The organism is Natrinema thermotolerans, assembly GCF_031165565.1.
Lineage (GTDB): Archaea > Halobacteriota > Halobacteria > Halobacteriales > Natrialbaceae > Natrinema > Natrinema thermotolerans.
On sequence record NZ_CP101873.1, the window covers coordinates 579,576 to 594,345 of the forward strand.

The window sequence follows — 14,770 nt, forward strand, 5'->3', positions numbered from 1 at the left end:
GGACAGAGGCAGGACGTGCCGGCTACTAGAGGCGGGGACCTACAGATGCGATTTATTCGTCGTACTCGTGGTCGACCGCCTTGAACGCATCTTCGGCTACCTCGAGGGCGCGTTCGATTTCGTCCTCGGTGTGGCTATACGCAGTAAAGAACCGCTCGCCTTGCGGCGGAATGCCGAAGAGAACTCCGCGAGCAGCGGCCTCGACGAACCAGTCGTTGAACTGGTCGCCGTTTGCGCCGAACAGATCACGGAACCCGTCCAGGTCGTCATCCATCATGAGGACCTGACCCGCCGAACCGATGTACTCGACGTGGGCAGGAATTCCGACGTCGTCGATGACGTCCTGTAACCCATCGAAGAGCAGTTCCCCTTTTCGATCGATGTCGGCGTAGACGTCCTCCTCCTCGAGGACCTCGAGAGTCTTTAGCGAGGCGGCTGCCGAGACAGGGTGGCCGTTGTACGTTCCACCGTGGAACGCCGTCGTCTGCCAACTCTTTTGTGCGTTGGATTCTTCCGGTGGGATAATCTCGTTCATGATTTCGGCCGTTCCGCCGAATCCGGCCATCTGATATCCCCCGCCGACCGCTTTCGCGAACGTCGTCATGTCCGGTTCGATCCCGAACCGCTCTTGGGCGCCACCCGGAGCGAGACGGAAGCCGGTCATGACTTCGTCCCAAATCAGGACGATGTCCAACTCGTCCGTCAGGTCACGTAGGAATTCGTGGTAGCCGTCCTGCGGTTTCAGACAGCCAGCTGAAAACATAACCGGCTCGATGATGACTGCGGCTAAGTCATCGGCGTGTTCTCGGAGGATTTCCTCCGTCGCTTCCTTATCGTTGAAGGGGAACGCGACAGTGAGATCGCTGATTTGGTCTGGAATTCCCGACCCGTATGACACCGTATTCGGCCGTTTTTCGTCTCCCAATGCGTCTTCGTCAGCGAGGACGCTCTGGAGAAGATAATCGTGTGCACCGCCGTAGCCACCTTCCGGTTTGGCGATCTTGTCGTTGCCAGTATACGATCGAGCTACGCGGAGAGCGTGCATGGTCGCCTCCGAACCGCTGTTTGTCAAACGGACCTTCTCGATACTGGGAACCCACTCGACGATTTTTTCCATCAGTTCGATACTGATGACCTGTGGAGTGGCGGTTAGATCAGCCCTCTCTGCTTGTTCTTTCACTGCTTCGGTAACAGCAGGGTGATTGTGACCCAAGATTTTGGGACCAAGAGCCATCAAGAAGTCGAGGTATTCGTTCCCGTCGACGTCGTAAACGTACGATCCTTCCGCGCGATTCACGTAGATCGGATACGGATCGAAATGTCGCACGTTGGATTCGACACCGAGCGGCGTCACTTTCTTCGCACGTTCGAAAAATTCCTTGTTACCCTGTGTGCGTTCACGGTACAGTTCTTTGTGGTCGGGATTGTCCAGGTCCATACGCGTTATCTGGACTCAAATATAATAAAACTTTCTTATATAGGATATTGGACGAGTAATAGGATTTTAGTTGCACTCTGTTCAAACGAGATGATCGGCTACGGCCAGACGGATCGAGGGCCGACTAACTAGCTCTCTGAGATGCGTCAGTCATCACCGGCCTCCAAGCTATGCGTTTCGTGATTCGTGACGGTAGCCGAGATGTTCTTTCGCCTCGCGTCCCATCCTGAGAGGAAATAAACGATACCGGTCAGGAGGACGCTCCCAACGAGAAGTAGTGCGACGGCTGCCCAGATCGAGCGTCCCCAAATGGGGGAACCGTATCCCCACGTCAGGAGTAAGACCGTGGAAACTGCGACGACGGTGAGCGCGTAGTAAACCTGCGTTCGGACGTGGTCTATCAGGTCCGCTCCGGTGAACGTCGCTGCAAGTACTGTCGTTGGAGCAACTGGCGAAGAGTGATCTCCGAAGATGGCTCCTGAGAACGTTGCGCCGACGACGACAGCGACCATCGTGTGACTGGCGGTAAGCTCCCAGGCGAGCGGAACTGCGATGGGAGTCAGAACCGCCATAACGGCCCAAGAGTCGCCCATCGTAAACGCCATGAACGATCCAATCAGCAGAACCACGATGGGGAGCGTTTCAGGCGTCAATACCATCGTCGCGTACGTTGCAACGTATTCGCCAGTTCCCAGCTGTTCGACGACAGAGCCAATAGTCCACGCCAGCACGAGGATCGTCAGCGGCGTCAGCATAATTTTAAATCCTTTCACGGAGGTGTCCACGCTCTCCCCGACTGACATATAGTCGTAGAAGTATGCGTAGTACCACGTCGACCCGACCATAGCGAACGAACCAACGACGATGGTGAAAATGTAGTTCGCGTTGATCAGTATCTCTCGCAGTGTTCGTCCGGGTTCGTATCCCGTTATGATTGCACCGACCGTGACGACACCCAGAAGAACGAGGACGGGAACGAAAAACGTCCGGAGCATTCTCGGCGCTCCCTCGATGGGCTCTCCCAGTTCTCCTTTTATGTCCTGCATCGGCTGCGCCTTTTCCCCGTTGACCTTCCCGGTTTCACGGGCACGATGTTCCGCGGACAGCATCGCACCGAAGTCGCGCTGGGTGACCACGATAATCCCAACCATGACGATCGCCAAGATAGAATACATGTTGAACGGGATGGATTTGATAAATATTAAGAAAGAAGACGGGACTTCACTGGCCGGAATATCCGTTGCTTCGTAGCCGGTGTTGATCATTGACATCTGGAAGGCGACCCACGAAGATAATGCAAGAGTCGAAACCGGCGCGGCCGTAGAGTCGACAATATAGGACAGCTTTTCGCGAGACATATTAAGCTCGTCCGATATGTCTTTCATCGTCGTCCCAACGATCGCCGCGTTGGCGTAATCGTCGAAAAATAACCCGATTCCCATTAGCCACGCTGCCAGACCGGCTTTTCGTTTGCTATCGACGTACTCAGTGACCTTCTCTGCGGCGGCGAGTGTCCCACCCAACTTCCAGATCATCGCAATAGCGGAACCTAAGAACAGAACTAAGAGGATGATCTGCATGTTGAACACGCTTTCACCGACTGACTCCGAGATCCACTGAAGCGCGTCGATCGAACCCCAGAATCCAGCGATAATGATACCAACGACAATATTGAGCGGTTCGTAGGACGGGAGTCCGACCCCGCTAAAGAGACTTGCGGCGAGATCGACCCCGTCGAAGTAGCGATAAATCGCGCCTCCGGACCAGACACCTAAAAACAGCCCGATGATCGCTTTCCGAGTTTTGATGGCGACACCGATCGCGAGTATCAGTGGCAACAGAGACCATGCACCGTATGTCGTGGCTGACATGGTCCAACATATGAGAGTTTCACACTATATAGTTTACTACTAGCGCACAATATGTGGTCTATATTCTACAAATCTGATTCTATTTGAACAGTATACAACAACGGGGCGGTCGGGGACCGTCCCTCCACGACTTGCTTCGTCCGTCAAGCGCCGATGGGGCCGACGGTGATCGTAGTACGACACCAACCGTTCGATCGTCCTCTCGAGTCCTCGTCCGCTCGTCTACCCCGGAACCGTCCGATCCGAATTTGACGGTGGGGAACCCTGTTCGACGCGTTTCGGTCGATATCGTTGGGTCGTCCGGATCGACTCGAGGGCAAGCAGTCCGTGAACCGGATCGGCCGACGAGAAACCCGACGACGGGGAAACCGTGTTTCTCGCGGTGGTCCACTCACTTCTCGAACGGACAGCGCCCGACGTTCCTCATGCCCCACCACATAGGCGGGAGATTTCCGACACAGTACCGCTGCCATCGGTTTCTATTTCACCCACATTATCGACCCAGAGTCAACCTAATAGGAGAATTATGAACAACGTTTAATAAGATTGGAAGCAATCACACCGTGTATGGATAACGAGGAATCCCACGGAGAGATCCGGCAGCGACATCGCCGCGCGATCGACGAAGCAACTGCGGAGATCACCTTCGGCGCTTGGATTGACGGCGAAACGCGATCGGCAAGCACCGGGGAGACCTTCCGGACGACGGACCCGGTGATCGACGAAACGATCGCGGAAGTCCCACGATGTACCAGCGAGGATATCGAGACTGCCGTCGACGCTGCACAATCCTCTTTCGAGGGCGAATGGGGCAGTCTCGGAGTCTCCGAGCGGTCTGCGTTGCTAAACGAGTGGGCCGATGAACTTTCGGCACACCGTGACACACTCGGTCTTCTCGAGAGCCTCGACACGGGGAAACCGCTCGAATTCGCAAAAGAAGAGATCGACGGTGCGATCGCTTTCCTCTCGTATTATGCGGATATCGCACGGTCACACGGCGGAAAGCAGATCCCCGTTGACGGGGATTCCCTGGTGTATACACAACGCGAACCCTACGGAGTTTGTGGACAGATCACGCCGTGGAACTTCCCCCTCTATCTTCTATCGTGGAAAGTCGGCCCCGCGCTAGCGACCGGGAACACCGTCGTGATAAAACCCGCAGAACTCACACCGCTGACTGCTCTATACGCTGCTCAACTGTCCGAGGGCATTCTTCCTGACGGCGTTTTGAACGTCGTTCCCGGATACGGCGAAGAGGCCGGCGCTCCACTGACGGAACACGAAGACGTTCGCAAGCTCGCGTTCACTGGCGAGGATCTGACCGGGGAGACGATTATGAAGGCAGCCGCGGCCAACATCACACCGGTGACGCTCGAACTCGGTGGGAAGAGTCCCATGATCGTGTTCCCCGATGCAGATGTCGAAACCGCTGCCGAAGCGGCCGCGGACGGCATCTTCTACAACACCGGCCAGGCGTGTGACGCCGCGTCGCGTATCCTCCTCCACGAGGACATTAAGGCGGAGTTCACGGAGGCGTTCCTCGACCACGCAGCCGACTACACCGTTGGTGATCCCCTCGAAGAGGGGACCATGATGGGCCCCCTGGCACATCAGGGCCAGTACGAGAAGGTCACGGACTATATCGAACTCGGGACGGAGGAAGGCGCAACCGTACTGACTGGGGGGAGCGCTCCAGACGATCCGGACCTCGAGGACGGGTGGTTCATCGAGCCGACGATCTTCGACGACGTCAGTAACGATATGAGAATTGCACAGGAGGAGATCTTCGGACCAGTCGAGTGTCTCCTCACGTTCTCCGACTACGACGAAGCGATCGAGATGGCTAACGATATCGAGTACGGTCTCGCGGGATACGTGATCACCGAAAACGCATCCCTCGCCCATCAGGCTGCTTCGGATATCGAAGCTGGTCTGATCGCAGTTAACAAATACCCCGGCGATGACCTCGGTGTTCCGTTCGGCGGGTACAAACGCTCTGGAATCGGCCGTGAATGCGCTGAAGAAACGCTCGATCACTATACGCAGACGAAAACGGTCAACATGCGACTCGACGAGCCCGAGCTATAGCGACTGCGTCCGACAGCCACGATTCCGTCTTTTCACGGCTCAGTATACCGCTATTCGAGCAGGGAGTCGATTGCGGGGGATATCGGTTGCTTTCGTGTGGCCAGAAAGCGAGCCAACGGCCGGATGGCGAAGCGTGGATTCGAGTTGTACTCCCCCGATCGGCGTTCGTTCAGGGACCCCGGCAACGTCACCAAGGCGGGGCCGCCACGGAACGCGGGAGCCGACAGTCGGCACCTGAAAATACGCGCGCTGGGATCCCTGCCGAAGCAATCAGTCAATACACACATCCCCCTTCGTTCGAGGCAGGAGTTGTCCAATAACTGTACTTCCAATAGAGCCGAACAGTGGGAACGGACCCTCGAGCGAGTCTCCCGTCGGAAACACCGCCGTTAAGCTCACCGACCGACAAGTCGTGCGTATGAGTCTCGAGACCATGCGGCCGAACCCCACGTGGGACGCGGCGTCCTACGAGGAGGCGGTCGACACGCTCGAAGCGCACAACGACGAACTGGTGTACAAGATCTGGGGCGGCGACTGGTGCAAGGACTGTCGCGCCCTGCTGCCCGATTTCGGTGCGGCACTCGAGGCAGCCGAGGTCCCCGACGACCGTATCGAGGAGGTCAACGTCGATGAGGACAAGCAGGGACCGGGCGTCGAGGCGTACGATATCGAGTACATCCCGACGATCGTCGTCGAGACCGACGACGGTGAGGAGATCGTTCGGTTCGTCGAGGAAGAAGACGTGCCGCCGGCAGTCTGGCTGGCCGACCAACTCGAGCGGGAACTGGCATAAGCGATCCCGACCGTCCCTGTTTTGCCATTCGGTTGCCGCTGCGCTGGCGCTTGGACACCGCCACCAGCTGCGCGTCTCGTCGCCAGGAAGGCCCAACACTATCCGTTCCGCCGTCGGACTGAAACGCTATGGCAGCCGACGGCGACGATTCGGTCTACTATGTGATCAGCGACCTCCACATCGGCGGCGACGAACAACTGGGCGAGGTCGACTTTCTCGACGAGTTGCTCGCCTTCCTCGAACGGCTCGCGACGACCGACGAGGACGCGGAACTCGTCATCAACGGCGACGCGTTCGGGCTGTGGGAGTTCACCGACGTCGACGGACCGGCGAAGTTCGATATCCTGACTGAGCGGTATCCCGAACTGTTCGAACAGTTACGCGAGACGGGCGATTCGGTGCCGATCACGCTGTTGCCGGGCAATCACGACAACGAACTCGTGGCGTACGACGAGTACGGCGAGCGACTGGCCGAATACAACGTCGACCTCGTCCGGGCCGAATCGCTCACCCGGTCGGTCGGCGATCGGACGATCTACTTCGAACACGGTCACCAGCGCGACCCCAACAATCGGTTCGAGGACTTCGGGAATCCGTCCGAGCGGCCGCTCGGCTACTACTACAATACCAACGTAACGAGCAGGGCCGGCCGGCTGTCCGAACGGGGGCGGTTCAACTGGCTGAAAGACGTGCAGGCGGTGACGCCGACCGAACGGGTCCCCCGCTGGCTCCTCTCGAAGTACTTTTACCGCGAGATGAATCCGCTCTTGCGCTACGCCATGATCCCGATCCTGTTACTGTTCAATATCAGCGTCCTGCTCGCGGTGCTTGCCGGACTGGACGTCGCCGGCGTCTGGACGATGCCCGTCGAGACGGTGGACGCGGTACTCGCCCGGCTGGGCCTCGTCGGGGAGGCGGTCCATTTCCTCCTCGTCGCTAACGCGGCGATCGCCGGTGTCTTGGTGCTTGCGAGCGTTCCGCTCTATTTCATCCTCCGCGATGTCGAGCGGACGGTCGACCGGTTCGGCGTGTTCGAGGCGGACCTCACCGTCGACCCCGACGAGCCGTACGCGGCCGCCGCCCGCGAGGTGTTCGCCGAACGTCCTGAGACGGCGGTTTTCTGTTACGGCCACACCCATCGTCCGCTGCTGAACGATGTCGAGGGCCGGTTGCTCGTCAACACCGGCACGTGGCTGAAGCGTCTCCACCGCCGCGACGTCGTCGCGGGGGTACTCCCGCCGGTGTTCTACCCGTCCTATCAGCTGTGTGCCGTGCGGATCGCCGCCGAAGCCAACGGCGTGGCCGTCGAATTCGAGGAGATCGAGAAGGACGATCCGGGCGCATCGGAGATCACCCGCACCGAACGCCTGCTCACGCTGGGCCGAGCCCCGACGCCGACCCTCCCCGATCGAGCGGTCGTCACCGACGCGGACCGCGAGTCGACGTTCGAGTCGGACGACTGAGCGGGCGGGCGAACGCCTCCCGCTCGGCCGGTCAAAACGGGCTTTCGTCCTCCGCGAGCGTCCCCGCTCCCGAGCCTTCGACCGCCGCATGCTCACCCAGCCACTCGAGCGCCTCGTCCACGTCGTGGGTCGGCGGTGAACACGTCCGATCGCGACAGACGTACAGCGTCGGCTCGCCGTCGCGGGCCTCGCGGCCGGCCCAGATCGGGGGCGCGTCCGCGAGCCCCAGCGTCTCGAGCCACGTCTCGAGGCCTGCCTCGGTCGGCGGCCGCAACGCGAACAGCCGATCGGGCAGGTACCGCGACGCGAACGCCTCGCGCCACTCGGTCGGCAACTCGTCGGCCGCGACGGTCACCTCGAGCGCGCCGGCCGCCACTCGGTCGGCGGCGAGACACAGCGTCGCGTGTTCGAGCGCGTTTGCCTCGAGTTTGTTCGCGTGCGTCTCGAGGACGGTCGCGGCGATGTCGCCGAACTCGCTCGCTGCGAACTCGTCGAGGGCAAGCAGCGTCTCGACCGCCACGCCGGTCGACGAGGGCGTCGACTGGTCGCCCAGTTCCTGCGGTCGCGTCACGAGCGACTCGCCGCTCTCGGGCGTGAAATAGAGCGTTCCGCGGTCGGCGTCCCAGAACTCGGTCTCGATGACCCGGGCCAACTCGAGCGCGAAGGCGAGGTGGTCGATGTCGCCGGTGGCCTGATAGCAATCGAGTGCGCCCCGCGCGAGGAAGGCGTAGTCCTCGAGGTAGCCGTCGACTTTGACGTCGCCAGCTTTGTAGCGCCGCGAGAGGCGCTGACTCTCGTCGTCCCAGAGCCGATCCCGAACGAACTCGAGGGCGTCGACGGCGGTTTCGGCGTACTCGTCCTCGCCGAGTACCAGCGCCGCCTCGGCGTAGGTCGAGATCATCAGCCCGTTCCAGCCCGCCAGTATTTTCTCGTCGCGGTCCGGCCGGGGCCGCTCCTCGCGGGCCTCGAACAGCCGCTTCCGGGCCGAGTCGAGTCGCTTCAAGACCTCGCTCTCCGCGAGGTCGAACTGCGAGGCCAGCTCAGACACCCGGGCGATACGGTTGGGCTGGTTCTGCCCCTCGAAGTTGCCCGATTCCGTGATGTCGTACCGGGCACAGAACAGCGAGGCGTCGGTCTCGTCCGCGATGACGTCGTGGACCTCCTCGGGGGTCCAGACGTAGAACGCGCCCTCCTCACGCTCGCCGGTCTCGGGATCTTCGCTCTGGGCGTCGAGGGTGCTGAAGAAGCCGCCCTCGTCGTGGGTCAGCTCCCGATCGACGAACGCCAGCGTGTCCGCGACGGTCTCGGCGTAGCGGTCCTCGCCGGTGAGCTGGTAGCCCGCGAGGAAGGCCCGTGGGATCTCCGCGTTGTCGTAGAGCATCTTCTCGAAGTGGGGGACCGTCCAGTCCCGGTCGACACAGTAACGATGAAAGCCGCCGCCGACGTGGTCGGCGAGTCCACCGGCGGCCATCGCGTCCAGCGTCTCCTCGAGTACCTCGCGGTACTCCTCGCGGCCGGTGCGGTCGTACGTCCGCGCGAGGACGCGCAGCCGCGAGGGCTGGGGGAACTTCTGCCCGGTCCCGAACCCACCGTGCTGGCGATCCGCGCTCCGGAGGACGGCGTCGGCGGCCGTCTCGAGAACGTCGCTCGAGGGTGGCTCCGCGGCGCCGCCGGCGTCGATCCCCGCGGAATCCGGCGTCTCCTCGAGGCGGTCTGTCGCGGCGTCGGTCCACTGCTGGGCGCGGTGTTGCATCTCCTCGCGATCCTCCTCGCTTCCCCAGGAGTCGCTGATCCGCTGGCAGAGGTCCAGAAACCCGGGCTGGCCCCGCTTGCCCTCCCGCGGGAAGTAGGTCCCGATGAAGAAGGGTTTGCCCTCGGGCGTGAGCCACGCCGAGAGCGGCCAGCCGCCCTGTCCGCGGACGAGCTGGCAGACGGTCATGTAGATGCTGTCGACATCGGGACGCTCCTCGCGGTCGACCTTGATCGGGACGAAGTTCTCGTTGAGTACCTCGGCGACGGCCTCGTCGGCGAAGCTCTCTTCCTCCATGACGTGACACCAGTGACACGCCGAGTAGCCGATCGAGAGGAAGATAGGCACGTCGCGCTCTTTAGCGGCCGCGAGGGCCTGTTCGTCCCACGGTTGCCAGTTGACGGGGTTGTCCGCGTGCTGGCGCAGGTAGGGGCTTTCCTCCTCGTCGAGCCGGTTGCGCCGTGTCGGGTCGGTCATGGCTCGCCCTACGGCCGGCCGCTGTAAAAGGCCGGCGTGCCCGCCGCTCGTCGGCGACTGGCGGACGGCATCGCTATCGGAGCCACTGAAACGATTTACCTACCGATCACGACTCGCTCGCGCAAACATCGCCAGTTCGGCGCCCGATATCGACCGGCTCCGAAACGGTGCCGCTGCCTCCGTTCGCGGCCCCGCGCTGGACGTGTCGGATTCACATCAGGGATCGTCCGATTCGGAACCGTCGTCGAAATCACCGCGACACATCATGTCCGACGGATCGAACGGGACGAGGGCCCCGGCGATTTCGCCGCTGGGATGTGCTTCCGTATGAACGTTTACGTACGCCTCGCCGGCCTCGAGCTTGCCGAGCAGATCGTCGACGGTCTCCGATTCGGCCTCCGACACGCGTCCCTCCGCGACGGCATCGTCGGTGATCGTCCCGGCGTCCAAGATCCCGGAGAAACGGCCCTCCTCGAGGCGCTCGTCCTGCGTCAGGAAATCGTACAGCCAGACGGCGATCGGGCCGAGGGTCTCGTCCTCGTGAACGTGGCCCATAAACGCGTTCTCGAGGTTCGAGACCTGGAGAACGAACTTCAGCCCGTCCTGACGTTCCTGGACCAACGCCGTTCCTCGTGCGTCCGTCTCGACCCCCTCTCGGGGCTCGAGAGTGGCGACGAAGAGGCCGGAGGGGGAAGACCGCTGGCCGTCTCCGGCGTCGTCACCGTGGTTCCCGTCGCCGTTACGGTGGTCCTCGGCTGCTGCGACGCCGATACCGGTCGTACCGGCACCGAGAAGGGCGAGTCCTTTCAGCGCTGTCCGTCGAGTGGAATCGGGTTCGTGCATCGCGTTGGCACCTCCCGGCAACGAACGACGTGGGACACCATAGTACTCACACACCGACGCGATACGTCCGACAGTAATCCGACGGTCTCCGCGCTGCAATCGCCCGTTTATCGCCGTCTGCGGCCAGACGGGCCACTGCGGTGACCGAACGGCAAACTGAAGACCGAATCCGTCGGTCTCGAGGTCGCTACTGCGTCTTTTCCTGCAGCAGTCGTCGGAGTACGAGGTGGAGAACGCCACCGTTCTCGACGTATTCGACAGCCATCGGCGTGTCGACCTGTGCGGTGACCTCGAATTCGGTGACGGTGCCGTCGTTGGCTTCGGCGGTCACGGTCAACTCGGCGTTGGGCTCGAGGCCGTCCTCCAAGCCCTCGATTTCGAAGTACTCGTCGCCCTCGAGGCCGAGTTCCTCCCAGCCCTCGCCGTCCTGGAACTGCAGGGGCAAGACGCCCATGCCGATGAGGTTGTCACGGTAGATCCGCTCGTAGCTCTTGCCGATGGTCGCGCGGATACCGAGCAGGTCGGTCCCTTTCGCGGCCCAGTCACGGCTCGAGCCGGTCCCGAGTTCCTCGCCGGCCATGACGATCAGCGGCGTGTCTTCCTCGCGGTAGCGCTCGGAGGCTTCGAAGACGGTGGTCTCTTCGCCGGTCGGGTGGTGGACGGTGTAGCCACCCTCCTTGCCGTCCAGCAGTTCGTTTTTGATGCGGACGTTCGCGAAGGTACCGCGCATCATGACCTCGTGGTTCCCACGGCGCGAGCCGTAGGTGTTGAACTCGTAGGGTTCGACGCCGCGCTCTTTGAGCCACTGGCCGGCTGGCAGGTCCTCGCCGAACGGTCCGGCGGGGCTGATGTGGTCGGTCGTGACGGTGTCACCGAGCGTCAGCAGTGCGCGGGCGTCCTCGACGTTGTCGACGCCGGGTTTCTCGAGCGGGAAGTCCTGGAAGAACGGCGGCTCGCGGATGTACGTCGATTCGGGGTCCCAGTCGTAGACCGCGCCGGTCGGTGCGTCGAGTGCCTCCCAGCGCTCGTCGCCCTCGTAGACGCTGGCGTACTTCTCCTCGAACATCTCCGGGGAGACGCTGTCGTGGATCGTGTCGCGGATCTCCTCGGTGTCGGGCCAGATGTCCTCGAGGTAGACCGGTTCGCCGTCGTCGCCGGTGCCGATCGGCTCGTTCTCGAGGTCGATATCCATCCGTCCCGCGAGGCCGTAGGCGACGACCAGCGGCGGGCTGGCGAGATAGTTAGCCTTGATTTTCGGGTGGATACGGGCCTCGAAGTTCCGATTGCCGGAGAGGACGCTCGTCGTCCAGAGGTCGTGTTCGTCGATGGCGTTCTCGATCGGCTCCGGGAGCGGCCCGGAGTTCCCGATACAGGTCGTACAGCCGTAGCCGACGACGTGATAGCCCAACTCCTCCAGATCGTCGAGCAGCTCCGCGCGCTCGAGGTACTCCGTGACGACGCGGCTCCCGGGCGCGAGGCTCGTCTTGACGTAGTCGGGCACCTCGAGTCCCCGTTCGGCCGCGTTACGGGCCAGCAAGCCGGCACCGACCATCACGGACGGGTTCGACGTGTTCGTACAGGACGTGATCGCGCTGACGAGGACGTCACCGTGACCGATCTCGATCTCGGTGCCGTCCTCGAGTTCGACGGGTACTTTCTCGTCGAGCGGGAGTCCCGGTCCAGCGTCGGTCGCGTCCGCCGCGCTCGCGCCGCTGCCGTCGCCGATCGCCGGCTCACCGCCGGGACCGATGACGCCCTCCTCCTCGAGCAGGGCCGGGAAGTGGTCGTCGAGGTCGCCCATCGGGATTCGGTCGTGGGGCTTCTTGTGGCCCGCGAGGCTGGGTTCGACGTCGCCGAGGTCGAAGTCGACGGTCTCCGTGTACTCCGGTTCCTGTTCGCCGAACAGCCCCTGTGCCTCGAGGTACTCGCGGACGAGTTCGATGTGGTCCTCGTCGCGGCCAGTGAGTTCGAGGTACTCGAGGGTCTTTTCGTCGACGGGGAACATGCTGATGGTCGACCCCTGTTCGGGCGCCATGTTCGAGATGGTCGCCCGGTCCGCCACGGAGAGTTCCGAGACGCCGGGACCGTAGAATTCGACGAACTTGTCGACGACGCCGACCTCACGGAGCCGCTCGGTAATGTGCAACACGAGGTCCGTCGCGGTCGCGCCGTCGGGGAGGTCGCCCGACAGACGGACGCCGACGACCTCCGGCAGGCTCATGTTGATCGGCTGGCCGAGCAGCGCGGCCTCGGCCTCGATACCGCCGACACCCCAGCCGACGGAGCCGATACCGCCGATCATCGGGGTGTGGCTGTCGGTGCCGACGAGCGTGTCGGGCACGAGCCACTGCTCGCCGTCGACTTCGCGCTCGTGGACGACGCGGCCGAGGTGTTCCAGGTTGACCTGGTGGACGATCCCGGTTCCCGGCGGGACGACGTTGAACTCGTCGAACGCCTGTTCGGCCCACTTGATCGCACGGTATCGCTCCTCGTTACGTTCGTACTCGATTTCGACGTTCTTCTCGTATGCGTCGTCGCTGCCGAAGTGGTCGACCTGGACGCTGTGGTCGATCACGAGGTCACAGGGGACTTCGGGTTCGACGACCGTCGGGTCGACGCCCTTGCGATCGGCCGCGGAGCGCAGCGCCGCGAGGTCGACGACCGCCGGCACGCCGGTCAGGTCCTGCAGGACGACCCGCGAGACGGTAAACGGCACCTCGGCGTCCGGGACGTCGGGTTCCCACGAGGCCGCCGCCCGGACGGCGTCGTCGTCGATCGTCTCCCCGTCGGCGTTACGCAGCACCGACTCGAGCAGGATCCGGATGCTCACGGGCAGTTTCTCGAGGTCACAGAGCCCTTTCTCCTCGAGGACCGTGAGATCGGCCATCTTGTACGTCTCGCCGTCGTGTTCGAACTCCCGGATCGCGTCCGAGAAATCGTCGGTTGCCATGACCGGAATTGGGGCCCCCGTGATTTGAATCCGTCGAGAACCGCAAGTATGTCGGCCTGGACCCGTTATTTGTCGGCGTGCCGGTTGACCACTGCCGGACGGTGGCAACGGGAGTCGCGAGTCGCCGGGACGGATCGGTCGGGGAACGAATCGAATCGGAGTCCGCCACGACAGCTCCGAATCGGCTGTGTGACACCCGTCGCGTTGACACGAACGTACGCGAATCGGCTCCCGCAGAGTCGTCTCACCGACTCGTCGAGTGCCGGAGTGAAACGGGCCGTTTCTTCGAAACGATGGCGATCGCCGGCTGCTCTATCGTCCAAGACCGGGCGCTCGACCGAACGTGGACTCGGCATCGGCTTGGGCTCTCGTCTACGGAACTCCGCGTCGAGGGCGACGGCCGGAACCGTTACCGACTGTGAACAAAAGGGAGTGAATCGAAAAACGGGCGGTTTAGTTGCCGCCGCCGTTACCGCCGTCGGTCTCGTTGCCGCCGCCCATCCCGCCGTCTTCTTCGTCCGCCGCGGGTTCGCCGCCGTCGCCACCGTCACCGCCGTCGCCGCCGTCGCCGCCACCGCCGGTTTCACCTGGCGTGGCCTCGACCATGTCCAGTTCGGCGTTGCGGAACTGGCCGTCCGCACCCATCGTCTCGCTATCGCCGGCACTGAGGTCGACGTCTTCGGTCATCAGGAAGCCCAGCGACGGCGCGGATCCGCCGACGTCGTAGTTGATGAGGTAGACGTCCCAGTCGTCGGGCGTGTCGAACTCGTCTTCGGCACCGATCTCCTGGAACAGTTCGTCTTTCGTGCCGTCGTTCAGCGCCGACGCGACGGTGAAGTCGACGCCGGGCTCGTAGTCGTCGCCGAACACGACCACGCTTCCGCTCCCGCCATCGTCTTGAGCGGTCGCAGTCCCCGCGCCCGCAGTCCCGAGCGCTACTGCGCCCGCCGTGAGCGCACTCTTTTTCATGAACGATCGCCGCGAGTCGCCGAATAGTCCGCTGTCAGTTTCTTCTGTCATGTCTCTCACTCTGAGTCCCCTGTTCGGGGTAGACGTTCCTTGGCCCGATTTTCGCATAAGTCGGAACCATCGTTTCA

Annotated in this window: 9 protein-coding genes; 3 read left to right on the top strand and 6 right to left on the bottom strand. The window is 62.4% G+C overall.

What is annotated here, in order from left to right:
- Positions 1–52: 52 nt before the first annotated feature.
- Together NP511_RS03075 and NP511_RS03080 are read right to left on the bottom strand one after the other, a co-directional pair.
- Positions 53–1,438, bottom strand: a complete 1,386-nt coding sequence (locus NP511_RS03075) for an aspartate aminotransferase family protein (RefSeq protein ID WP_049964352.1) — start codon at positions 1,436–1,438, stop codon at positions 53–55.
- Positions 1,439–1,584: 146 nt separating this feature from the next.
- Positions 1,585–3,309, bottom strand: coding sequence for a Na+/H+ antiporter NhaC family protein (locus NP511_RS03080; RefSeq protein WP_049964353.1), 1,725 nt, complete (start codon positions 3,307–3,309; stop codon positions 1,585–1,587).
- 567 nt (positions 3,310–3,876) lie between these two features.
- Here NP511_RS03080 and NP511_RS03085 point away from each other — a divergent pair.
- The 3 genes from NP511_RS03085 (at position 3,877) to NP511_RS03095 (ending at position 7,653) form a co-directional block, all read left to right on the top strand.
- Positions 3,877–5,397, top strand: coding sequence for an aldehyde dehydrogenase family protein (locus NP511_RS03085; RefSeq protein ID WP_049964354.1), 1,521 nt, complete (start codon positions 3,877–3,879; stop codon positions 5,395–5,397).
- A 418-nt stretch (positions 5,398–5,815) separates the two neighbouring features.
- Positions 5,816–6,190: a TlpA family protein disulfide reductase gene (locus tag NP511_RS03090; protein WP_049964355.1), complete on the top strand. Its 375-nt coding sequence runs from the start codon at positions 5,816–5,818 to the stop codon at positions 6,188–6,190.
- A 128-nt stretch (positions 6,191–6,318) separates the two neighbouring features.
- Positions 6,319–7,653, top strand: coding sequence for a metallophosphoesterase (locus NP511_RS03095; protein WP_049964356.1), 1,335 nt, complete (start codon positions 6,319–6,321; stop codon positions 7,651–7,653).
- Between the two features lie 31 nt (positions 7,654–7,684).
- Here NP511_RS03095 and NP511_RS03100 read toward each other — a convergent pair whose 3' ends face one another.
- From NP511_RS03100 to NP511_RS03115, 4 genes are all read right to left on the bottom strand, one after another.
- On the bottom strand, positions 7,685–9,880 hold the full coding sequence (locus NP511_RS03100) for a thioredoxin domain-containing protein (RefSeq protein WP_049964357.1): 2,196 nt from the start codon (positions 9,878–9,880) through the stop codon (positions 7,685–7,687).
- Positions 9,881–10,096: 216 nt separating this feature from the next.
- Positions 10,097–10,723: a CHRD domain-containing protein gene (locus NP511_RS03105; RefSeq protein ID WP_049964358.1), complete on the bottom strand. Its 627-nt coding sequence runs from the start codon at positions 10,721–10,723 to the stop codon at positions 10,097–10,099.
- 187 nt (positions 10,724–10,910) lie between these two features.
- Positions 10,911–13,673 carry an aconitate hydratase AcnA gene (acnA, locus tag NP511_RS03110; RefSeq protein WP_049964359.1) on the bottom strand — a complete coding sequence of 921 codons (2,763 nt, stop codon included), beginning with the start codon at positions 13,671–13,673 and terminating at the stop codon, positions 10,911–10,913.
- Between the two features lie 453 nt (positions 13,674–14,126).
- The gene (locus NP511_RS03115; protein WP_211249078.1) at positions 14,127–14,693 is read right to left on the bottom strand and encodes a twin-arginine translocation signal domain-containing protein; all 567 of its coding nucleotides are present in this window, start codon (positions 14,691–14,693) and stop codon (positions 14,127–14,129) included.
- Positions 14,694–14,770 lie beyond the last annotated feature (77 nt).

Bases quoted from the DNA above. Each gene is read 5' to 3' on its own strand.
- NP511_RS03075 (WP_049964352.1), bottom strand. From the start codon at position 1,438: ATGGACCTGGACAATCCCGACCACAAAGAACTGTACCGTGAACGCACA.
- NP511_RS03080 (WP_049964353.1), bottom strand. From the start codon at position 3,309: ATGTCAGCCACGACATACGGTGCATGGTCTCTGTTGCCACTGATACTC.
- NP511_RS03085 (WP_049964354.1), top strand. From the start codon at position 3,877: ATGGATAACGAGGAATCCCACGGAGAGATCCGGCAGCGACATCGCCGC.
- NP511_RS03090 (WP_049964355.1), top strand. From the start codon at position 5,816: ATGAGTCTCGAGACCATGCGGCCGAACCCCACGTGGGACGCGGCGTCC.
- NP511_RS03095 (WP_049964356.1), top strand. From the start codon at position 6,319: ATGGCAGCCGACGGCGACGATTCGGTCTACTATGTGATCAGCGACCTC.
- NP511_RS03100 (WP_049964357.1), bottom strand. From the start codon at position 9,880: ATGACCGACCCGACACGGCGCAACCGGCTCGACGAGGAGGAAAGCCCC.
- NP511_RS03105 (WP_049964358.1), bottom strand. From the start codon at position 10,723: ATGCACGAACCCGATTCCACTCGACGGACAGCGCTGAAAGGACTCGCC.
- acnA (WP_049964359.1), bottom strand. From the start codon at position 13,673: ATGGCAACCGACGATTTCTCGGACGCGATCCGGGAGTTCGAACACGAC.
- NP511_RS03115 (WP_211249078.1), bottom strand. From the start codon at position 14,693: ATGACAGAAGAAACTGACAGCGGACTATTCGGCGACTCGCGGCGATCG.